The sequence below is a fragment of the Aphanothece stagnina RSMan2012 genome (assembly GCF_046764815.1).
Taxonomy (GTDB): domain Bacteria; phylum Cyanobacteriota; class Cyanobacteriia; order PCC-6307; family Cyanobiaceae; genus NIES-981.
Genome location: NZ_JBKOUC010000003.1, coordinates 133,002 through 153,760, shown reverse-complemented (window position 1 = coordinate 153,760; position 20,759 = coordinate 133,002). Strand labels below are relative to the sequence as shown.

Here is a 20,759-nt window from a genome sequence, read left to right as displayed (position 1 = left end):
ACAGGAGGCTAGGTCGTGTAGTCGGCGTTGATGCGCACGTACTGATCCGAGAGGTCGCAGCCCCAGGCGCGGCCCCGGCCGGGGCCCTCGCCCACCACCAGGCGGATCAGCACGGTGTCGCCGCCGGCGCCAGTGCCGCCGAGGTAGGCGCCGGCGGCCCGATCCTTCAGGTACCGGGAGGCGGCCGGGCGGTCGAACGCCAGCGGCTGACCCGCCGCCATCAGCTGGTGCTCGCCCAGCCAGAGGGCCACCGCCTCGGGATCGAAGGCGACCCCCGCCCGACCCGCCGCAGCCACGATCCGACCCCAGTTGGGGTCACGGCCGTGGACGGCACACTTCACCAGCGACGAGCCGCAGATGGTGCGGGCGATGGCCCGGGCGCCGGCCTCATCGGCGCTGCCGTCCACCTGCACCTCGATCAGGCAGGTGGCGCCCTCGCCATCGCGGGCGATCGCCTGGGCGAGGTGCTGCGACACCGCCGTCAGGCCGGCCTCCAGGGCGTCGAAGTGCTCGGGGCCCAGGGGCTCACCGGCGGCAAACGCCAGGAACGTGTCGTTGGTGCTGGTGTCGCCGTCCACCGTGATCGCGTTGAAGGAGCGCTCCACCGCCCGGCGCACCATGCCCTGCCACACGTCGGCCGGCACGCCGGCATCACAGGTGAGATAGCCGAGCATGGTGGCCATGGCGGGGTGGATCATCCCCGAGCCCTTGGCCATGCCGCCGAGCCTCACCTGCCGGCCGCCGAGATCCGCCTCCAGGGCGATCTGCTTGTCCACCAGATCGGTGGTGAGGATCGCCTGGGCCGCCGCGGCGCCCCCCTCACGGTCGAGGGCCTCCACCAGGGGGTCCAGGCCCGCCAGCAGGGTGTCCATCGGAATCGGCACACCGATCACCCCGGTGGAGCAGATCAGCACCTCCTCGGCCGCCAGCCCCAGCCGATCGGCCAGGGCTCCGGTGGCGCGCAGGCTGTCGATCAGGCCCCGATCGCCCGTGCAGGCATTGGCCTGCCCCGAATTGGTCAGCACCGCCCGGGCCCGGCCGCCGCTGGCCGCCAGCCGCTCGGCACAGAGGTCCACGCAGGCGGCACGCACCAGCGAGATGGTGAAGGCGCCGGCACAGACGGCGCCCTCCGGCGCCAGCAGCAGGGCGAGATCGGGATTGCCGGAGGGCTTGAGACCGGCGGTGAGGCCTGCGGCCAGGAAGCCAGCGGGGGCCGTGATGCCGCCGGCGGTCGGGGTCCATGGATGCGTCAAGGGGCCGTGGCCGCTGGCCCCATCCTGACCTCGGGGCCATCCTGAGGGTCGATCCATGGGCGGGAGCGGGCGATGGACCTCTGGCAGCGGGCCCGCGGTGAATTCGTCGACGTCATCGACTGGAGCGAAGACGGCAGCGACACGCTGGTGTGGCGCTTCCCGCGCCAGGGCAACGCGATCAAATGGGGCGCCCAGCTGATCGTCCGGGAAGGCCAGCAGGCGGTGCTGGTGAACGAGGGGCGCGTGGCGGATTGCTTCACACCCGGCCGCTACCGACTCGAGACCCGCAACCTGCCGCTCCTCACCACCCTGCTGGCCCTGCCCACCGCGTTCGAAAGCCCCTTCAAGGCGGAGGTGTACTTCGTGGCGACCCGCCAGTTCACCGACCTCAAGTGGGGCACGCGCCATCCCCTGATCCTGCGCGATGCCGAGCTGGGACCGGTGCGGCTGCGGGGGTTCGGCACCTACTGCCTCAGGGTCCGGGATCCGCAGCAGCTCATCCGCGAGGTGAGCGGCAGCAACCCCCGTTTCCCCCTGGAGGGCATCAGCGAGCAGCTGCGCAACCTCATCGTGAGCCGCCTGGCCGACCTGCTGGGGGAGAGCAGCCACCCGGTGCTGGATCTGGCGGCCCGCTACGACGAGGTGGCAGCGACACTGCAGCGGCGGCTGCAGGCCGAATGGGCCGGCTACGGCCTGGAGCTCACCACCCTGCTGGTCGAGAACCTCTCCCTGCCGGCGGAGGTCGAGGCGGCCCTGGACCGGCGCACGGCCATCGGCCTGACCGGCGACCTGGCCGCCTTCCGCACCTACCAGGAGGGCATCGCCCTGGAGAAAGCGGCTGAGAACCCATCAGGTGGAGCCGCCGCCGGCGCCGGCCTGGCGATGGGCTTCGCCCTGGGGGAGCGGCTCGCGCCACCTCCACCCCCGCCGCCGCCGTCTGCCCCCGAGGAGCCCGACGGTCCCACCCCCAGCCCATGACCTGCCCCAGCTGCGGGGCCCCGCGTCCGCCGCGCGGGGTGGTGTGCGCCTACTGCGGCACCCGGCTGGATCTCGACCTGCGGGGGTGGGCCCACCTGCAGGCCGGCGGGGTGAGCACGGACCTGCAGTGCCCCGACTGCGGCACGTCGCTGGAGGTCCTTCAGCTGGGCCCTGCGGGGACGATCAGCCTGGGACGCTGCCCGGACTGCATGGGACTGTTCCTGCCCCTCGGCAGCCTGGAGCTGTTGCTGGATCAGGCCGTCGGGCGGGTCTGGAATGTGGACCACAGCCTGTTGCAGACCCTGGCGGATTCGCCCCGGCGATCGGCCGCCCCGGTGCGTTACCGGCCCTGCCCCCGCTGCGGCGAGCTGATGAACCGGCGGCTTCAGGGCCAGCGCAGCGGTGTGGTGGTGGACCAGTGCCGCGACCACGGGCTGTGGCTGGACGCCGGCGAGTTGCGGCAGCTGCTGGAGTGGGCTCGGGCCGGCGGAGTGCTGCTGGATCAGGAGCGGCAGGCCCAGCAGACCCGCGAGCGGCAAGTGGATGCTCCAGCAACGTGGGGGAGCCCGGCGGAGGGGTCCGGTGAGGAGATGGACCTCTCGACCTGGCTGATCAGACTGTTGCGGCAGCTGTTCTGATCCCCTTGATGCCCACTGCACCGTCCGGCCCCCTGACGCTGGACGCCGAGGTGGCTGCGGTCTGCCGCAGGCTGGCCGGCAGCCTGTTCCCCTGGGACACCACCCGGGCCCTGGAGCTGGCCCTGCTCAAGACGTTCTGCCTGCCCTCGATCTCAGGCCTTCTGGCCCGGACCGGTGAGTTCACGGAACGCCCGCGCAAGCGTTACGACGACACGGGACTGATGATGGCCGAACTGCTGCGCTGGGGGCCGGACAGCGCCGAGGGACGGGCGGTGATCCATCGCATGAACCGCATCCACGGCGCCTACGGGATCAGCAACCACGATTTCCTCTATGTGCTCTCGACCTTCGTGGCCGAGCCGATCCGCTGGCTGGAGCGCTACGGCTGGCGGCCGCTCCAGCAGCAGGAGCGGCAGGCCTGGTTCCGCTTCTGGGATCACGTGGGTGCCCTGATGGCCATCCAGAACCGCCCCGCCAGCCTGGAGGCGATGCTCAGCCTGAATGGGGAGGTGGAGGCGAAGCTGTTCCGCAGCGCCCCCAGCAACCACCGCGTCGCCGAGGCCACCCTGGGGATGCTGCTGGCGGAATGGCCTGAGCCGCTGCGCCAGCCCCTGGCCACCGTGCTGCGGGGTGTGCTCGACCCCGAGGTGCTCGCCAGCCTCGACTGGCGGCCGGCACCTCCCTGGCTCGCCAGGGTGCTGCGTGCGGGCCTGTGGGGCCGAAGCCGGCTGCTGAATCTGCGCCAGAGGATCTGGCCGCCGCGCCGCACCCGCTTCTATTCCGAGCGGTCCACCCCCAGCTATGGGTCCAGCTTCCAGCTGGAGCAGCTGGGTCCACCCGCCTTGCTGCCCCGGCTCAACAGCCCGCGCTGGGACAGAGCGCAGCACGGAGCGCAGCGTCGCATCGGCCTCACCGGCGGCATCGCCACGGGCAAGAGCAGCGTGGGCCGGCTGCTGGCAGAGCAGGGCCTGCCGGTGCTCGACGCCGACCAGTTCGCCCGGGAGGCCCTCGCGCCGGGCAGTGCGGGGGCCCGCGCGGTGCTGGCTCGCCATGGCGCGTCCGTCAGGGAGGTGCGTGAGGGCAAGGGTCCGGAAAGCCAGTCCGTGGACCGGGCCGCCCTCGGCCGCATCGTGTTCGGTGACCCGGCCGAACGCGCCTGGCTGGAGCAGCTGGTGCATCCCCTGGTGCGGCAGCGGTTCGAGGCTGAACTGCAGCGGCTGGCGGATCGCCCGGTGGTGGTGCTGATGATCCCGCTGCTGTTCGAAGCCGGGCTGGAGGGGCTGTGCAGCGAGGTCTGGCTGGTGGACTGCGACCCGGAGCAGCAGCTCGGGCGCCTGATCGCCCGCGACGGTCTGGAGGTAAGCGAGGCCGGTGCCCGCATCGCGGCCCAGTGGCCCCTGGAGCGCAAGCGCAGCCTGGCGGATCTGGTGATCGACAACCGCGCCAGCCCCGGCGCCTTGGCGAGTGCCGTCGCCCAGGCGCTCCGGAGCGGCCCAGGCCTTCCCCCCGGAGCAGGCCCGCAGGGAGCGGCCCCATGACGGCGGGGGCGCACCCCTCACCAGCTCAGCAAGCTCACCAGGGCAACACTTTCCCGTTGGCGTGCCAGAAGGTGCCGCTCTCTTCCAGGGTGAGCCCATCGATGCGGGCCAGCAGCCCCGTCACCGCTTCCGCCGGGGAGATGCCGGAGGGGGTGAAGCCGGTCATGCCGGTGCTGACCAGGCCGGGATGCAGGATCGCCACGGCAATGCCCCTGGGCCGCAGATCGATGGCCAGCGACTTTCCGGCCATGCAGAGCGCCACCTTGGACATCCGGTAGCCGTAACTGCCCCCGGAGCCGTTGTCGCCGATCGAGCCCATGCGGCTGGTCATCAGGATCAGGCGCGATCCAGCATGCAGATGCCCCAGCAGGGCCTGGGTGAGCCGCAACGGTGCGAGGGCGTTCACCTCGAACTGCCGGCGGATGGTGGCGAAGTCGAGCGTTTCGAGGGTGTCCGACTCCAGGATGCCGGCGTTGTGAATGAGGAGGTCGATCGCCTGACCATCCAAACGGTCCCGCAGGCTGGTGATGCAGGCCTCATCGGTCAGTTCGATCCCGGCTTCGATGCCCACGCCCAGCGCCTCCAGGTCCGGGGACGGCGTGCGACAGACCGCCAGGACGTCATCGCCACGGGCCTGAAGGCGACGGCAGAGTTCGAGACCGATGCCCCGGTTGGCACCGGTGATCACGCAGAGGGCCAAACGGCAGGAGGGCGGGGCTGTCTCACTGTAGGCAGCCGTTGCAGGCAGCCCTTGTAGGCAGCGTCCCTAGATTTCCAGGGTGCGGGTGATCGAAGATGTGGGTCCGGTTCTGGGGAACGCGGGGATCGATCCCCACCACGGGTTCACAGACCCTGCGCTACGGAGGGAACACCACCTGCGTGGAGCTGCGCACCGACGCCGGTGAACTCTTCATCCTCGACTTCGGCAGCGGGGCCCGCCAACTGGGCCTGCACCTGATGGAAGCTGGGTCGCCAACGCAGCAGGGGCACATCCTGATCACGCACCTGCACTGGGACCACATTCAGGGGATGCCGTTCTTCACCCCGCTGTATGCCCGCGGGGGGGTGTGGAACATCTACGGCCCTGCCCCAACCGAGGGAACCCTGCGCGACGCGCTGGCTGTTCAGATGTCAGCCCCTTTCTTCCCGGTCACCCTGGAGCAACTCGGCGCGGAGATCCATTTCCATGACCTCGATGAAGGTGTGTTCAAGATCGGCGGAGTCAGCGTATCGACCAAGTGGTTGAATCACCCCGGCCCCACCCTCGGCTATCGCCTGGAGGCTGATGGCGTGGCGGTGGTGTACATCTGCGACCATGAGCCCTATGGGTTGGCGACGCCTTCCGCTGTTGAGGAGATCGACCCCCGCGATCAGCGCCACATGGCGTTCATGGAAGGAGCCGATCTGGTGATCCATGATGCCCAGTACATCGCCCGCGACTACGCCGAGAAGCGGGGGTGGGGCCACAGCCTTGGAGACTACGTGGTGGAATTGTGTTGCCGGGCCGGGGTACGGCAGGTGGCCCTGACCCACCACGATCCGACCCGCACCGATCCGATGATCGAGGCTTCCCTGCGGGACCTGCGGCTCGCCTTCATGGATCGCAAGAGCGTGCCCGACGTGATCGCTGCTGCCGAGGGGGAGCGACTCCGGGTTGGCACCGTGGGCACGAAACACCAGGAAGATTGGTAGGAATCCTTGCGGTGTCACCACCTCAAATGTCCAGCCCATAGCGTGGGGGTGAGCATTGGCTGAGGGCATCGGCATGACCGGACAGGTCGTCATCCCATCCACATCAGAGCTTGGCCAACTGGCCATCAACGAGCTCGACTTCCGCGAGGAGGTGATCTACTTCATCATCGTGGACCGCTTCTGCGATGGGAGCAGTGATGAAGAGGAACGGGCAGGCTTGTGGGACCGGGGGGAACGGCAGGGGCTCTATGACAAGACCTGGCTCCAGTGGGGCAAATACTGGGGTGGCAACCTCGACGGCATCATCCAGAACGTTCCCTATCTGAAGGAGCTGGGGATTACGGCAGTCTGGCTCTCGCCTCTGTTTGAGCAGGTGGATGACATGCAGTTCGAGCGCGCCCCCATGCATGGGTACTGGACAAAAGACTTCCGCAGAATCAACCCCCGCTTCATCCGCCATGATGACTGCAACACCCTGGAGCGCTCGCACACCCTCGCCGATCTTGTGCAGGCCCTTCACGGGGCCGGCATCAAATTGATCCTGGACGTGGTCTGCAACCACAGCTCACCAGACATCAACGGAGTCAAGGGAAGAGTTTATGACGACGGAGAACTGATTGCCGACTTTTATGACGACAAGAACAACTTCTATTACCACCACCCAGAGATCACGGACTGGGAAGACGAGTTCCAGCTGATCCACGGAGAGATGGCCGGGCTGGCCACCTTCAATGAAAAAAATATTGACTATCGAAACTTTATCAAATCAGCCATCAAGAGCTGGATTGACGTCGGCGTGGATGCCCTGCGCGTGGACACGCTCAAGCACATGCCGATCTGGTTCTGGCAAGAGTTCACCTCAGACATGAAGGCCCACAGGGCCGATCTCTTCATGTTTGGGGAGTATGGATTCGGCAAACCCTGGGACGCACGAACCGTCGCCTATGCCAACGACACGGGCATGTCCATCCTCGACTTTGGCCTGTGTGATGCCATCCGCTTTGCCTTCTCCGGTTCCGAGCCTGGTGGCTTCCAGCTGGTGAACGACCTGCTCAGCCATGACCATGTCTACAAGAGAGCCAACGAGCTGGTGACGTTCATCGACAACCATGACATGCCGAGGTTTCTCTCGATCTGTCCGGACGAACGGTTGCTGGAGCTGGCGACCGTTCTGCTGTTCTGCCTGCGCGGTGTGCCCTGTGTCTTCTACGGCACGGAGCAGTATCTGGTGAACAACACGGAAGGCGGTCGCGATCCCTACAACCGGCCCATGATGGAGCAGTTTGACACAAACTCCCAGCTCTTTCGTCTTGTGGCCGCGATGTCCCAGCTCAGACGCACGAATCAGGCCCTGAGCCTGGGAGGATGCCAGGAGCGGTACATCTCAGAGGACATCTACGCCTTCGAACGTCGCTACCGGGACTCATGGGCGCTCTGTCTGTTCAACAAAGGCGAGGAGCGCACCATCACCCTTGAGGGACTCAGCCTGCCGGAGGGCCCACATCACTGCTGGGTCAGTGGAGCCGATGTGAACGTCCAGGCTGGCAAGCTGGAGTCATTGCATCTGGGTGCCCGCAGCATGCACGTGCTGGCCCAGGCCGGGCCAAGGGTCTGCGGTCCCGCGGTGGCCGTCTTTCAGCTCAATGGCGTGGATACCAAGCCCGGCGAGCACCTTGTTCTGACAGGAGACTGCCCTGAACTGGGGGAATGGGATCTGACCCGAGCCTACGGGCTGGAATACGTGAATCGGAACACCTGGATTGCGGAAGTACCATTTCAGCAAACGGCAGGCGCAATCCTTCATTGCAAGTTCGTCATTCTGGGATCCGATGGATTCTTCCAACACGAGAATCTGACCTCTCGCCGACTGCTGTTACCGCCATCAGGCCGAATCAAGTTTGACTGCGTCTGGGGATCCCACTGAAGGAGACACACCCAGAGGGAGTCATCGCCTGAAGCAGCGGCTGAGCAGAGCACCGGAGGCGCGGGATTCGCGGCTCAGCCCTTCAGCTTCTCGGCCAGGATGCGGTTGGCGAGCTTCGGATCAGCCTTGCCACCGGTCTTCTTCATCAGCTGGCCCACAAAGAAGCCCTGCAGTTTGTTCTTGCCAGCTCGGAAGGCTTCGACTTCAGCGGGATGGGCCGCCAGCAGCTCCTCCACGATCGCCGTGATCGCCGCAGGGTCGCTGATCATGCCCAAGCCGCGCGCCTCCACGATCGCGGCGGGGGAGCCTCCCTGCTCCAGGAGTTCCGGCAGAAGCTCCTTGGCGATCTTGCCGCTGATCGTGCCATTCCCGATCAGCTCGATCATGTCGGCCAGCTGATCGGGACGCAACGGCAGGCTGGCGTAATCGAGCCGGTTGGCGTTCACGTAGGCGGCGATGTCGCCGGTGATCCAGTTGGCCGCGACCTTGGGGTCGGCCCCTGCCGCCACCACAGCCTCAAAGTAGTCCGCCATCGGCCGTTCGTCGGTAAGCACCCGCGCGTCGTAGACACTCAGCCCCAGCTGCTCGGCATAGCGATGGCGCTTGGCGGCCGGCAGCTCGGGAAGCTCCGAACGCCAGATCTCCCGCTGCTCGGCCGTGACCTCGATCGGCCCGAGATCGGGATCCGGAAAGTAGCGGTAGTCGCTGCTGCCCTCCTTGGAGCGCATGCTCTTGGTGAGCTGTTTGCCCTCATCCCAGAGACGGGTTTCCTGCACGACCGGCTCACCGGCTTCGTAGGCCTTGATCTGCCGCTGGATCTCGTAGTCGCAGGCCTTCTGAATGGCGGAGAAGGAGTTCATGTTCTTGATCTCCACCTTCGTGCCAAAGGGAGCCTCAGGGCCGCGACGTACGGAGATGTTCACGTCGCAGCGCAGGGAGCCCTCCTGCATGTTGCCGTCGCTCACGCCGAGATAGCGCATGATCCGGCGGATCTCCGAGGCGTATTCGGCGGCCTCGCGGCCGGTACGCAGATCCGGCTTGCTCACGATCTCGGCCAGGGCCACGCCGGCGCGGTTGTAGTCCACCAGCGAATGGGTGGAGCCCGCCAGACGGTCGCTGCCGGCGTGCACCAGCTTGCCGGCGTCTTCCTCCATGTGCAGGCGCTCGATGCCGATGCGCTTGAGATAGGTCTCCTTGCCCTTCTCGGCCACCTCCACCTCGATCCAGCCGTCCTCGGCGATCGGCTCGTCGTACTGCGAGATCTGGTAGTTCTTCGGGAGATCTGGATAGAAGTACTGCTTGCGGTCGAACTTGCTGTGCTCTGCGATCTTCAGGTGCAACGCCATGGCGGCCTTCACCGCATACTCCAGCACCTTCTGATTCAGAACGGGCAAGGTGCCGGGAAGGCCGCACACGACAGGATCGATGTGGGTGTTGGGGTCGTCACCGAAGGCGGTGGAGGCGTTGGTGAAGATCTTGCTGGCCGTGCCCAGTTGCACGTGGGTTTCCAGGCCGATCACCGCCTCCCAGGCGGCGGGAGGGGTTCCGCCCCCGGCCTGCCCCTGTTGCTCCACGGCTGCTGCCTGGGCCGCGCCTGCCATCTGGACTCTCCTGCACCTGTGCGTGGATCGATCCTATGGAACGCGCCGGGGGGGCTGGTTCATTGTCCGGACTCGCCACGCGGGTAGCTCGGTCGGCTGTCCCCAGGCTCGGGACCGCCCCCACCGAAGCCGAACCCGAACCCGAAGGAGAAGGGAGCTCGGCGGCGTTCAGCCCTCGGTTCGGGCCGCGGCAGGCTCACCCCGGGCACGTTGGCCCTGAGATGGTCCTCCAGGGCTCCCTGGGCGGGCAGCGGCTGATCGAAGCCTCGGAACAGCGGACCCTCCAGGATGGCCCGATAGTCCGCCGGCGTCAGGGCGATCACCGTGGTGAGGTCCGCACCGAGGAGCAACCGCAGGCGCTGACCGCTCTCCACCTGGATCGGAGCCTGTTCCCCCGACGCTCCGTCCCGGCGGAGAACGACTTCCAGGCGCCCCTCCAGGGATGTGACGGCGGCATCGCCGTTCTCGAAGGCCTCCAGGATGTAGTTGGTTCCCCGCACGCTGACGCGGACCGAGGCGGTGCAGCTCCCCTGGCGCCCCGACACCAGCAGCTGTCCTTGCTCCAGCAGGATGCAGCGGTTGTCGAGGCGCAGCAGGGAAAAGCGGTTGACACGGCCGGCGGCCCCGGAGCTGAACCGGAGCTGGGCCCGGGTGTTGCGGGTGGTGAACTGCTCCGGCGCGCTGGCCACATCCTTCACCCTCGCCAGGCGCGCATCGATGTAGAGCTCAGGTCGGTCGAGGATCTGCTGCACGGTCGCCCGCACCAGCCCCCGCTCCGGCAGGTCCTGGGCACCGGCGCCCGGTGCCATCGCCAGGGGCAGAAGCAGGACGAGGGCGGCAGCGGCGGGGCAAAGGGTCTGGGCCATGCCCGGGACATCGGCACTGCGCCTCCACTCTGAAGCGCGGCTGCGGAATTGGCAGGATGCATCCGGTCCGGGCCTGGCAGGCCCCCAAGCACCCGGAGCAGCCAGCGTGAGCACGGACGCGCAGACCCTGATCCTGGGCGGTGGGCTGATGGGCCTCGCCCTGGCCCACACCCTGGCCCGCCAGGGCCGCGAGGTGGCGGTGATCAGCCGTCAGCGGCAGGAGGCGGCCGGCTTTGTGGCGGCGGGCATGCTCGCCCCCCATGCCGAGGGCCTCAGCGGCCCGCTGCTGGAGCTGGGCCAGCTCTCCCTGGCGCGGACCCCGGACTGGGTCGCACGGATCGAGGCGGACGGAGGACTCGACTGTGGTCTACGGAACTGCGGGATCGTGGTGCCGTTCACCACGGCCGCCGAACGGGATGCCTACCCCACGGCCTGCTTCGGCACCAGCCTGGACCGCCGCGGGCTGGAGGCCCAGGTGCCAGGCATCGGTCCGCGATGGCAGGCCGCTCTGCTGTTTGAACAGGACGGTCAGATCGACAACCGGCGACGGCTGATGCGGGCCCTGGAGCGGGCCTGCGTGGAGCGGGGGGTTCGTTTCGAGGAGGGCTCGGAGGTGCTCGCCCTGCAGACCGATGCCGGCGGCTCCCTGGTGGGGATTCAGCTGCGCCGGGCCGACGGTGAGCAAACCTGCCGGAGCTGCGAGCAGGCGGTGCTGACGGGGGGCGCCTGGAGCGCCCAGCTGCTGCCCCAGCTGCCGATCGTGCCCGTGAAGGGGCAGATGCTCTCCCTGCAGGGGCCCCGCCAGGCCCTGGAGCGGGTGGTGTTCGGCCCGGGCACCTACCTCGTGCCCCGGGAGGACGGGCTGCTGGTGGTGGGAGCCACGGTGGAACCCGAGGCCGGCTTCGCGGCAGGCCTGACCCCGGCCGGGCAGCGTCAGCTGGAGGCCGGCCTTGCGGAGCTCCTGCCGGCGGCGGCCGACTGGCCGCCGATGGAGCGGTGGTGGGGCTTCCGTCCCTGCACCCCAGACCAGGGTCCGCTGCTCGGCGCCGGCCCGATCCCCGGCCTCTGGCTGGCCACAGGCCACCACCGCAACGGGGTGCTGCTGGCCGCGATCACCGCGGAGCTCGTGGCAGGCCTGATGCAGGGCCCGGCCCCGCTCGCGACCCCCGCCCGGCTGCTGCGGGCCTTCCGCTGGGACCGTTTCAGGCCGCGGGCAGCTGCATCAGATCCTCCTCCAGGCTGAACACCGGCAGGGTGCCCATCCCCTTGACGTTCTGCTCGCCGAGGCCGCGCACCGGCACCACCTCGCCCACCAGCCCCGCCGTGGACTCGTCGAACAGGATCGGCGCGCCGGCCGTGCGGGTGAGCCCCTCCATGCGGCTGGCCAGGTTGACCTTGTCGCCGATGACCGTGAACTCCATCCGTCGGGGGCTGCCGATCTGCCCCACGATCACCTCCCCGGAGGCCAGACCGATGCCGTTGTCCAGGGGGGTGAGCCCTTCCGCCGTCCACTCGTGGTTGAGCCTGTTGAGGGCCCGTCGCATCTCGAGGGCGCAGCGCACCGCCGCCAGGGCCTCCGGCTGGGTGCCGCGGCCGATCGGCGAGCCGAACACCGCCATCACGGCATCCCCGATGAACTTGTCGACGGTGCCGCCATGGGCCGTGATCACGTCCACCATCTCGCCGAGGTAGCGGTTCAGCTGGCGCACGTGCATCTCGATCTCACCGGTGCCGCTGCGCTGGTTGGTGAGCTGGGTGAAACCCTTCAGATCGGTGAACAGCACGGTCACCGGCAGGAGGCGGCCCCGCAGGATCCCCTCGGCGGCTGCCGGATCGGAGAGGATCTCCGCCACCACGCTCGGCGCGACGTAGCGCTCGAAGGTGCGGCGGAGCCGACGCCGCTCACCCTCTTCGGCGATGTAGGCATCACCGCCGTAGAGCAGCCCCAGCAGCACCAGGCCAGCGGAGGGGGCCAGCAACGGCACCCAGGTGTTGCGCTGCGCGAAGGCCACCCAGGCCACGGCCAGCTGAAGGGCGAGCACACCACCCATCAGCCACAGACGCCATGCCAACGCTCCCCGCAGCAGGGCGAGACAGGCCACCAGCAGCACCGGCACCACCGCCACCAGGCCGCGGTTCAGGGGAGAAACCGGCCAGCTGTGCAGACCGTCCCCGAGCAGGGAGTTGGCCGTGGCCGTGGCCAGGAGCTCAAGGCCCGAGAGGCTGCCGAAGGGGGTCACGGTGCCGACCCCGCCCTGGGCCACCACCGGACCGACCAGCACGAGGGCATCGCGCAGCAGGCTGCGCTTGGGGTGGTTCTGCCATCGGGCGGGATCGAGCACCTCCCAGGCCGACAGTCGCTCGAACCGTCCTTCGGGGCCGTAGAAGTTCAGCTGGCGGTCGGCATCGGGCTGGCGACTGCTGCGACCCGAACGCTCCAGGATCACCCGAGGCAGCGAGGCCCGTGCGGAGGCGCCGCTCATCGGCAGCACCCGCTGGCCGTAGGTCTCCGGATGGGTGAAGGGCTCGCCCTGGCCGGCGGGCAGCGTGTTGGAGATGCCGACGGCCTCCATGCCGGCGGCGCTGAGCAGGGGTACGGCCGGCGGGGCCAGGCTCAGCCCGCTGAAGCCGGTGTCGCGGATCTCCATCATCTCGGCGGCCAGGGCCACCTTCCCCGGCATCCGCGCGATGGCACCGGCCAGGGCCGCATCGTCCGCTTCGCCCCGGCCGCTGGGCCCCTCGAAGACCAGATTGAAGGCCACCACCGCGGGGCTGGCTTCCGCCAGGCGGTCGAGCAGATCGCCATAGCGGGCCCGGGGCCAGGGGAGGGTGTTGATGCCCTCCGCCCAGGAGGGGATCGCATGGGGACCGTCGGTCTGGTCGGCAAACCAGGCGCCCTGCTGCAGGGTGGAGTCATCGATGGCCACCAGCACCACCGCCTGGGGAACCGGCCTGGGCCCCCGCAGCCTGACCATCTGGCCCTCGAGGCCGCGCTCGAGCACGCGCACGCCCCTCGGGGAGGCGGCCCCGATCCAGGCCACCACGCCCACCACCAGGCCGGACACCACGGCCAGGACGACGGAGCGGCGCTGGGGCAGGCGCTGGGGCATGCGTTGAAGCATGCGTTGGGGAAACTGGCGGATCAGAACAGACCCAGACCGAGCACCCTCAGCAGCGAACCCGCCACAGGCACGTTGTCGGCCAGGAAGCTGCCCAGCTGACCGAAGGCGGCCAGGGGCTGCTGGAATCCCTCGAACAGGTCTCCCCCGAGAATGCGCTCGTAATCCGAGGAGACCAGGCAACGCCGGTCGACCACCTCCCCTTCCGGGGTGATCCGCAGCGCTTCGCGACGGAGCGGATCGCTCCAGGCCTCCCGGGCGCGGGGGTCCTTGGGCTCCACCACCACCTGGCCCTCCAGCACCGCCACCTCGGTGGAGCCGTCCTCGAGCACCGAAACGATGTAGTTGGTGCCGCGGGCGCTGAGCTTCATGCTCTTGAGGCAGGTGTTCTGGCGCCCGGAGATCAGCACCTGACCCGATGTCAGCAGGAAGCAGTCGGACTGGAGCTTGAACTGGGAGTTGCGGTTGACCCGTGCCGTGGAACCATTCTGAAAAGCCACCGTGCCGCGACTGGCCTTGGTGCTGATCACATCGGGCGTGCGGGCCTTCTGGTTCACCTTGGCCTGCTTGGCATCGATGAAGAACTCCTTGCCATCGAGGATCTCCCGCACGGTGGCCTCCTGCTTGGCGGCCTGCACCGGGGCGATGAAGGTGGTGGTGAGCAGCAGGGTGGCGCCCAGGGCCGCCGCGATTCCCCCGGGGTCTCCTGCCCCCCCGAGGCGGCGGGACGCCGAGGGCGAACGGTGGTTCTGCGCCGTGGTGGCAGGTGCCGGCGGAGCACCGTGTCCTGCCTTCGCGAAGCGCTTGCGGATCCCAGGCATGGCCAGACCCATGGGAAGCAACCCGATCGAAGTCTCCCTCACGATGCCGACCTGAAGAGCGGTTCGCATCCTTTGGTCATCACCTGCCATCAAACGCAGCGGAAACCGCATCGCACGAGGGCGGCAACCTCAGCGCTGCGAGCCGACCTGCGCAACCTAGAAGAACCGCGGCAGGCTGAATCCCGGAATCGAGGGGGTGACGGGCAGACCCGGGAGACCCACGCCGGGCACGTAGCGGCGGATGTAACTCTCCAGGGAACCCATGCCGGGCAGCGGCTCCCGGAAGCCCTCGAACAATGGGCCCCCCAGGATGCCCGAGTAATCCCCGGACGACAGCTTCAGCAGCGTCAGCACCACCCCAGCCGGTGACAGCCGCACCCGTTGCCCCGCCTCGACCCGGGTGGGGGGCGCCTGCCCATCGGGCACCGGCTCCCCATCGCGAAGGGGCTCCACCTCGACGGAGCCCTCGAGCACGGAGAGCTCGGTGCTGTCGTCCTCCTTCACCTCGAGCAGGTAATTGGTCCCCCGCACGCTCATCCGGGCCGACCGGGTGCAGCCGCTCTGGGGCCCGGACACCAGAATCTGCCCCTTGCTCAGCAGGAAACAGCCGCTGCCCAGCCGGAGCTGGGAATTGCTGTTTACCCGACCCGCCGCACCGCTGTCAAAGCGGATCTGGCCGCGGCTGCGGCGGGTGCGGATCTCATCGGGCGCCGTGGCCCGTTGCTTGACCCTGGCCTCCCTGTCGTCGATGTAGAACTCCCGGCCATCCAGGATCTCCTGCACCGTGGCGGCCTCCGTGGCCCATGCGGCCGGTGCCGTGGCGAACAGCGCCGCCACCGCCATGACGGTGACAGCAGCCGGACCCGTGAGCGTGGCGGCCAGCAGCGGTGCGAACCGCTTCGGCGGGGTGGAGGTGAGGCACGACGCCATCGCAGCTCCGGGGCAGGCACTCAGCCCATTCTCACCCGGTTGCTGAGGGTGCCGTTTCCCCGTCCCCGTCCAGCCCCTCGAGGCCGTAGACCTCCAGGGGAACAGGCCACCCCTTCAGCTGGTGGGCGCCCAGATGGACGGCCCGCACCGAGGCGGGCAGCAGCTCGAGCACGGCCCCACTGAGCAGGATCGGATGGTCCGGGTACTGGCGGGTGAGCCCCTCCAGCCGGCTGGCGACATTCACCGCGGCGCCCACCACGGTGAACTCCAGGCGCTGGGAGGACCCCAGATTGCCGGCGATCACCTCCCCCACATGGAGACCGATGCCGTGGCGCAGGCACGGATGCCCCTGGGCCTCCAGTTCCCGGTTCAGGGCCTCCAGGCGCTCCTGCATCGCCAGAGCCGCCCGCACGGCGGCCAGGGCTTCGGCCCGATCGCCGCGGCTGCGCGGCACCCCGAATTCGGCCATCAGCGCATCCCCGATGAACTTGTCGAGCAGCCCCTGTTCCTCGATCACGGCCACGGCGATCGCCTCGAAGTAGCGGTTCAGCAGCGCGAACAGGGCCGGGGGGTCCAGCTGGGCACTGAGGGGCGTGAAACCCACCAGATCGGTGAACAGCACCACGCAGGTGCAGCGACTCCCGCCCACCTGGGTGCCCAGCGGTCCGGGCTCGCGCAGGATGTCCCGCAGGAGGGTGGGGGAAACCCGCCGGGCAAGCACCTGGTGGAGGTAGGCGCGCTCGCGGCTTTCGCGCCGCCACTGGCCGATCCCCCGCAGGCTGCCCCCGCCCAGGGGCAACAGGATCAGGCCCGTGAGCGGCAGCCAGAGCTGCAGCACCGTCCAGCCCAGGGCCGTGAGCAGCAACGCCCCCAGCATCAGCCCCAGGGTGCGCAGGAGGGTGCCCTGGGCCTGCGAGGCCTGACGGAGCAGCAGCAGCACGGCGGCGGCCCAGGCCAGCAGCAGCAGCACGCCATGGGAGCTGGCCATGGGCGCCAGGGCTGTCCCTTCCAGAACACTGGCGAGGGCAGCCGCCTGCACCTCGGTGCCACTCATCGCGCCGAAGGGGGTTTCCATCTGGTCGCCCAGGGCCGGTGCCGTGGCCCCGATCAGCACGGTGCGGCCCCGCCAGAAGCCGTCCGGAACCTCCGGCAACTGCCAGGCCGGCACCAGGGGAGGACGGGCGGCGGGCGGTGCGAAGGCGATGTAGCGGGGCAACCAGGGGACAGGCCCGGAGCCGGCGCGGCCCCGGTAGGGCAGCGGTTCGGGCCAGGGCGGGAGAAAGTCGGCCAAGCGCGCCGCGAGCCAGCGCCGGCCTGGGATGGCCTCGGTGTAGCCCTGGGGGCTCTGCAGCAGTGCCGTGAGGCCGGCAGGCGGCGCCGCCGCCCGATTCAGCAACGGGAGGGGAGCGCGCAGCTGGGCGAGTTCGACGCCCTCCGACTGCCGTGCCCCGAAGGCGGCGGCCAGGACGACCCGCTCCTTCCAGGGGCTCAGCCGTTCGACGAAGGCCTGGTCATCCTGGGGACCGAGGCGGCTGGGCTGGCTGAACACGACGTTGAACAGCACCCGGGAGGCACCCCGCTCCAGCACCCAGGCCGCGAGGTCGGCCTGCAGGGCCCGCGGCCAGGGCCAGGCGCCCATCTGCCGCCACAAGGGCGAAGCGCGACGCTCCTCCGGCGAGAGCAACTGAGCGAGATCGAGGGAATCGGCATCGATGGCCAGCACCACCGGCTCCGGCGGCCCCCCGCGACCTGGGCCCCAGGCGGCCGCCAGCCGCCAGCCGATGACCCGCAGCTGGGCATCCGAAGCCTCCAGTCCCTGACCCAACGGTGTGGGCTGCAGCGGCGGAAGGGTGGCCACCAGCGGCAGGAGCACCCCCAGCAGCCACAGGGGCCTCACGGGGGATTCAGCAAGCCAAGCTCCCGCTCGATCACAGGCAGGGTGGCCATCGGTGCGGAGAAGCCGTTCAGCAGGAGGCTGCGGCGACGGCGCTGCATCACCTCCTCCCGACCCAGGCGCCGGGGCGGCAACCAGGCTCCCTCGCGGTAGGCGACCTGCTCACCGCTGCGCAGCACCACCGCGGGCAGCCCCTCGCCGCCGGCAGGGTTCGGGCTGAACCGCACCTGACCCTCCCAGCTGAACACCGTCACAGCGGTGTCATCGACCTCCAGGAAAACGGTGGTGCCCTCGATCGAGGCGGTGCCGACGCGGGTCCTCACCCGCAACGGCTCCCGGCCCTGGGCTCCGGGCTCCACCCAGGCAATCAGCTGACCGCGTTCGAGATCCAGCCCCGAAGGCGTCAGACGCATCACGGCGTCACCCCCGAGGCGAAAGCTGCGGCCCTGGGCCAGGAGAACCTGGAGGCGTCCCGGTCGCTGGGTGCGCAGCAGGGAGCTGCCGGGGAGGAGCTGGCCAACCGCCGCGGTCTGTTCGCTGCGGCCGGGCGGGCGCACGAAGGCCGGCCGGGAGGGCACCTCAACCACCCGGGGCAGGGGTCGGGCCGCCTGGACCCCCGGCACCAGAACCAGGCCAAGCAAGCCAAGGATCAGCAGTCCGTTTGACAGGTGCGATCGAGGGCCAGACAGCCTGGCCAGGGGCTCGGTGACGGTTTTTCCTGACAACGGCATCGGCCCGGTGACTGACCGCTCCAGCCTGGCGACTCAGGCCTCGGTGCGCCAGGCCTGGTCGGAGGGAGTCCAGTCGCTGAGCTCGGAAGGCTGGAACCACAGACCGATCTCGAAGGCCGCCGTTTCCGGGGCATCGGAGCCGTGAATCACATTGCGACCGATGTTGATGGCGAGATCCCCACGGATCGTGCCGGGCTCGGCCTCGAGGGGCTTGGTCGCACCGATCAGTTTGCGGGCGCTGGCGATGACGCCGTCGCCCTCCCACACCATCGCCACCACGGGACCCGAGGTGATGAAGTCGACCAGCCCGGCGAAGAAGGGACGCTCGCGGTGCACGCCGTAGTGGTTCTCAGCCAGCTCGCGGCTGGGGGTGAGCTGCTTGAGACCCACCAGCTTGAAGCCCTTGCGCTCGAAGCGCCCCAGGATCTCCCCCACCAGACCGCGCTGAACCCCATCCGGCTTGATGGCGATGAAGGTGCGTTCGGCGGCCATGAACTCGATACGGCGGATCCGGGCCATCGTGTGCGGCCGGCCTGCCGCTTGGCAAGCTGCTGGCCCGCTCCATTCCCGGGGTGAGACAGCGACCGACGGGCGGGCTGCCTACATTCCTCCCCATTGCAAGCACGGTGCAGGGCCATGGTGCTCACCACCACCCCCAGCACCTGGACCGCCGAAGACGGCGCCAGCCTCTACGGCCTTGACCGCTGGGGCGATCCCTATTTCTCGGTCAACGGGCGCGGCCATGTGATGGTGCAGCCCCGGGGCGACCGGGGCGGCTCCCTCGACCTGGTGGACCTGGTGCAGGAACTCCAGGGCCGGGATCTCTCCCTGCCTCTGCTGATCCGCTTCGACGACATCCTCGAAGACCGTCTGGAACGCCTGCATGCCGCCTTCGAGCGGGCCATCGCCCAGTACGGCTATGCCGGGCGGTACCAGGGGGTGTTCCCGGTGAAGTGCAACCAGCAGCGCCACGTGGTGGAACAGCTGGTGGAGAGCGGCCGTCGCTGGCATTTCGGCCTGGAGGCCGGCAGCAAGGCCGAACTGCTGATCGCCCTCTCCCTGGTCGATGACCCCGAGGCCCTGCTGATCTGCAACGGCTACAAGGACCGCCGCTACATCGAGACGGCGATCCTGGCCCGCCGACTCGGCCGCCAGCCGGTGGTGGTGATCGAGCAGGCCGACGAGGTGGCGCGGATCATCGCCGCCAGCCAGGAGCTGGGCGGCGCTCCCCTGATCGGTGTACGGGCCAAGCTCTCCACCCGCAGCACGGGGCGCTGGGGCAGTTCGGTGGGCGAGCGGGCCAAGTTCGGCCTGGCGGTGCCGGACCTGCTGGCCACGGTGCAGGCCCTGGAGCAGGCCGGCCTGCTGGGCGAACTGCGGCTGCTCCACTTCCACATCGGCAGCCAGATCAACGACATCGCCGTCCTCAAGGACGCCCTCCAGGAAGCCGGGCAGATCTACGTGGAGCTCACCAAGCTCGGCGCTCCCATGGGCCTGCTGGATGTGGGCGGCGGCCTGGGCGTCGACTACGACGGCAGCCGCACCGCCACCGCCGCCTCCAAGAACTATTCCCTTCAGAACTACGCCAACGATGTGGTCGCCACGGTGCGGGAGTGCTGTGCCGCCCATGGGATCGCCGTGCCGACCCTGGTGAGCGAGAGCGGGCGGGCGATCGCCAGCCATTTCTCCGTGCTGGTGTTCGACGTGCTGGGCACGGCGCGGCCTCCTGGTGCCGTGCCGGCCGAACAGCCCCAGGAACCCCTGATGGTCCGCAACCTGCGGGAGACCCTGGCCACGATCAACGCCGCCCCGGCGGCGGGCGGCCATGCCAGCTGCGACACCCTGCAGGAGGCCTGGAACGATGCGCTCAAGTTCAAGGACGACGCCCTCGCCGCCTTCCGGCTCGGCTACCTGAGCCTGCCGGAGCGCGCCCAGGCCGAACAACTCACCTGGGCCTGCGCCGAGGCGATCGCCGCCCGGCTCGCCGGACTGCCCGAGGGCACGTCGATTCCGGAAGACCTGCTGGCCCTGCAGGCTGCCCTGGCGAGCACCTACTACGCCAACCTCTCGGTCTTCCGCTCAGCCCCGGACACCTGGGCGATCGATCAACTCTTCCCCGTGCTGCCGATCCAGCGCCTGGATGAACGGCCCATGGGCCTGGGCAGCTTTGCCGACCTCACCTGCGATTCCGATGGCAAAATCGCGCGCTTCATCGGCACGGGCCAGGAGAAATCCCTGCTGGAACTGCATGCCCCCCGCAGTGGTGAGCCCTATTGGATCGGCCTCTTCCTGGCCGGTGCCTACCAGGAAGTGATGGGCAACCTGCACAACCTCTTCGGCAGCACCAACGCTGTGCACATCCGTCTGGGCACCGGCGGCAACTACGTGGTGGATCACGTTGTCCGCGGTGACACCAACGCCGAGGTGCTCGAGGTGATGGAGCACGACCCCAAGCAGCTGTTGGAGCGCCTGCGGCTGGCCAGCGAGGAGGCCATCGGTCGGGGTCACCTCGCCATCAGTGACGCCCGGCGGCTGATGGCCCACCTGAGGGCAAGCCTGGATCAGACGACCTATCTGGCCAGCTGACCAATCTGGCCAGCTGACCGCTCGGGCCCGCTGGCGACGGGCCGGCCGCGCCGAGCGCCCCAGGCACGCCGCGCGATCTATGTTGGGAGCATTGGCGAGGTGCCCGGAAAGCGCAGCCTGCCAAGGATCCCCATGGTCCGTTTCACCCCCGACCCAGCGCCTTCCATCGCAGGATGCCGCAACTGCAG

General features: G+C 69.0%; 17 protein-coding genes. 7 read left to right on the top strand and 10 right to left on the bottom strand.

Features of this window, described 5'->3' with window-relative positions; translation table 11 throughout:
• Positions 1-8: 8 nt before the first annotated feature.
• Positions 9-1,253 carry a bifunctional glutamate N-acetyltransferase/amino-acid acetyltransferase ArgJ gene (gene argJ, locus ACLNEE_RS03480; protein WP_411421881.1) on the bottom strand — a complete coding sequence of 415 codons (1,245 nt, stop codon included), beginning with the start codon at positions 1,251-1,253 and terminating at the stop codon, positions 9-11.
• A 72-nt stretch (positions 1,254-1,325) separates the two neighbouring features.
• Here argJ and ACLNEE_RS03475 point away from each other — a divergent pair, with 72 nt between their 5' ends.
• From ACLNEE_RS03475 to coaE, 3 genes are read left to right on the top strand one after another with little or no spacing between them, the layout of a single operon-like run.
• Positions 1,326-2,231 (top strand): SPFH domain-containing protein, encoded by a 906-nt coding sequence (locus ACLNEE_RS03475; protein WP_412006772.1) that lies wholly within the window; start codon positions 1,326-1,328, stop codon positions 2,229-2,231.
• Positions 2,228-2,869 carry a TFIIB-type zinc ribbon-containing protein gene (locus ACLNEE_RS03470; protein ID WP_411421879.1) on the top strand — a complete coding sequence of 214 codons (642 nt, stop codon included), beginning with the start codon at positions 2,228-2,230 and terminating at the stop codon, positions 2,867-2,869. The genes ACLNEE_RS03475 and ACLNEE_RS03470 overlap by 4 nt, the downstream gene beginning before the upstream one ends.
• Before the next feature lie 8 nt (positions 2,870-2,877).
• A complete protein-coding gene (coaE, locus tag ACLNEE_RS03465; protein WP_411421878.1) occupies positions 2,878-4,407 on the top strand; it encodes a dephospho-CoA kinase in 1,530 nt (509 codons plus the stop codon).
• 34 nt (positions 4,408-4,441) lie between these two features.
• Here the strand turns inward: coaE and ACLNEE_RS03460 are convergent, their stop codons facing one another.
• A complete protein-coding gene (locus tag ACLNEE_RS03460) occupies positions 4,442-5,107 on the bottom strand; it encodes an SDR family oxidoreductase (RefSeq protein ID WP_411421877.1) in 666 nt (221 codons plus the stop codon).
• A 95-nt stretch (positions 5,108-5,202) separates the two neighbouring features.
• On the opposite strand from ACLNEE_RS03460, the gene ACLNEE_RS03455 reads away from it, so the two are divergent.
• Positions 5,203-6,099, top strand: a complete 897-nt coding sequence (locus tag ACLNEE_RS03455; protein WP_412006771.1) for an MBL fold metallo-hydrolase — start codon at positions 5,203-5,205, stop codon at positions 6,097-6,099.
• 73 nt (positions 6,100-6,172) lie between these two features.
• Complete coding sequence (locus tag ACLNEE_RS03450; protein WP_412006770.1) at positions 6,173-8,023, top strand: alpha-amylase family glycosyl hydrolase; 1,851 nt, start codon at positions 6,173-6,175, stop codon at positions 8,021-8,023.
• A gap of 74 nt (positions 8,024-8,097) precedes the next feature.
• On the opposite strand, the gene gatB is transcribed toward ACLNEE_RS03450, so the two are convergent.
• A complete protein-coding gene (gene gatB / locus ACLNEE_RS03445) occupies positions 8,098-9,624 on the bottom strand; it encodes an Asp-tRNA(Asn)/Glu-tRNA(Gln) amidotransferase subunit GatB (RefSeq protein WP_411421875.1) in 1,527 nt (508 codons plus the stop codon).
• 59 nt (positions 9,625-9,683) lie between these two features.
• Positions 9,684-10,490, bottom strand: coding sequence for a hypothetical protein (locus tag ACLNEE_RS03440; protein WP_411421874.1), 807 nt, complete (start codon positions 10,488-10,490; stop codon positions 9,684-9,686).
• Positions 10,491-10,596: 106 nt separating this feature from the next.
• Here ACLNEE_RS03440 and ACLNEE_RS03435 point away from each other — a divergent pair, with 106 nt between their 5' ends.
• Positions 10,597-11,733 (top strand): FAD-dependent oxidoreductase, encoded by a 1,137-nt coding sequence (locus ACLNEE_RS03435; RefSeq protein ID WP_412006769.1) that lies wholly within the window; start codon positions 10,597-10,599, stop codon positions 11,731-11,733.
• Here the strand turns inward: ACLNEE_RS03435 and ACLNEE_RS03430 are convergent.
• The 6 genes from ACLNEE_RS03430 to ndk all read right to left on the bottom strand — a co-directional run bounded on the left by ACLNEE_RS03430 (position 11,693) and on the right by ndk (position 18,477).
• A complete protein-coding gene (locus ACLNEE_RS03430; protein ID WP_412006768.1) occupies positions 11,693-13,600 on the bottom strand; it encodes a CHASE2 domain-containing protein in 1,908 nt (635 codons plus the stop codon). The two genes, ACLNEE_RS03435 and ACLNEE_RS03430, sit on opposite strands and share 41 nt — an antisense overlap.
• 32 nt (positions 13,601-13,632) lie before the next feature.
• Positions 13,633-14,499 carry a FecR domain-containing protein gene (locus tag ACLNEE_RS03425; protein WP_411421871.1) on the bottom strand — a complete coding sequence of 289 codons (867 nt, stop codon included), beginning with the start codon at positions 14,497-14,499 and terminating at the stop codon, positions 13,633-13,635.
• Positions 14,500-14,586: 87 nt separating this feature from the next.
• A complete protein-coding gene (locus tag ACLNEE_RS03420) occupies positions 14,587-15,360 on the bottom strand; it encodes a FecR domain-containing protein (RefSeq protein ID WP_411421870.1) in 774 nt (257 codons plus the stop codon).
• Between the two features lie 31 nt (positions 15,361-15,391).
• The gene (locus ACLNEE_RS03415) at positions 15,392-17,257 is read right to left on the bottom strand and encodes a CHASE2 domain-containing protein (RefSeq protein WP_411421869.1); all 1,866 of its coding nucleotides are present in this window, start codon (positions 17,255-17,257) and stop codon (positions 15,392-15,394) included.
• Positions 17,254-17,895 (bottom strand): FecR domain-containing protein, encoded by a 642-nt coding sequence (locus ACLNEE_RS03410; protein WP_412006767.1) that lies wholly within the window; start codon positions 17,893-17,895, stop codon positions 17,254-17,256. The genes ACLNEE_RS03415 and ACLNEE_RS03410 overlap by 4 nt, the downstream gene beginning before the upstream one ends.
• A gap of 123 nt (positions 17,896-18,018) precedes the next feature.
• On the bottom strand, positions 18,019-18,477 hold the full coding sequence (ndk, locus tag ACLNEE_RS03405; protein WP_412006766.1) for a nucleoside-diphosphate kinase: 459 nt from the start codon (positions 18,475-18,477) through the stop codon (positions 18,019-18,021).
• A gap of 144 nt (positions 18,478-18,621) precedes the next feature.
• On the opposite strand from ndk, the gene speA reads away from it, so the two are divergent.
• Positions 18,622-20,571 (top strand): biosynthetic arginine decarboxylase, encoded by a 1,950-nt coding sequence (gene speA / locus ACLNEE_RS03400; protein WP_411421866.1) that lies wholly within the window; start codon positions 18,622-18,624, stop codon positions 20,569-20,571.
• Positions 20,572-20,759: the final 188 nt, after the last annotated feature.

Coding starts and splice junctions, on each gene's coding strand:
- ACLNEE_RS03475 (WP_412006772.1), top strand. CDS start 1,326: ATGGACCTCTGGCAGCGGGCCCGCGGTGAATTCGTCGACGTCATCGAC.
- ACLNEE_RS03470 (WP_411421879.1), top strand. CDS start 2,228: ATGACCTGCCCCAGCTGCGGGGCCCCGCGTCCGCCGCGCGGGGTGGTG.
- coaE (WP_411421878.1), top strand. CDS start 2,878: ATGCCCACTGCACCGTCCGGCCCCCTGACGCTGGACGCCGAGGTGGCT.
- ACLNEE_RS03455 (WP_412006771.1), top strand. CDS start 5,203: ATGTGGGTCCGGTTCTGGGGAACGCGGGGATCGATCCCCACCACGGGT.
- ACLNEE_RS03450 (WP_412006770.1), top strand. CDS start 6,173: ATGACCGGACAGGTCGTCATCCCATCCACATCAGAGCTTGGCCAACTG.
- gatB (WP_411421875.1), bottom strand. CDS start 9,624: ATGGCAGGCGCGGCCCAGGCAGCAGCCGTGGAGCAACAGGGGCAGGCC.
- ACLNEE_RS03440 (WP_411421874.1), bottom strand. CDS start 10,490: ATGGCCCAGACCCTTTGCCCCGCCGCTGCCGCCCTCGTCCTGCTTCTG.
- ACLNEE_RS03430 (WP_412006768.1), bottom strand. CDS start 13,600: ATGCCCCAGCGCCTGCCCCAGCGCCGCTCCGTCGTCCTGGCCGTGGTG.
- ACLNEE_RS03425 (WP_411421871.1), bottom strand. CDS start 14,499: ATGCGAACCGCTCTTCAGGTCGGCATCGTGAGGGAGACTTCGATCGGG.
- ACLNEE_RS03420 (WP_411421870.1), bottom strand. CDS start 15,360: ATGGCGTCGTGCCTCACCTCCACCCCGCCGAAGCGGTTCGCACCGCTG.
- ndk (WP_412006766.1), bottom strand. CDS start 18,477: ATGGCCGCCGAACGCACCTTCATCGCCATCAAGCCGGATGGGGTTCAG.
- speA (WP_411421866.1), top strand. CDS start 18,622: ATGGTGCTCACCACCACCCCCAGCACCTGGACCGCCGAAGACGGCGCC.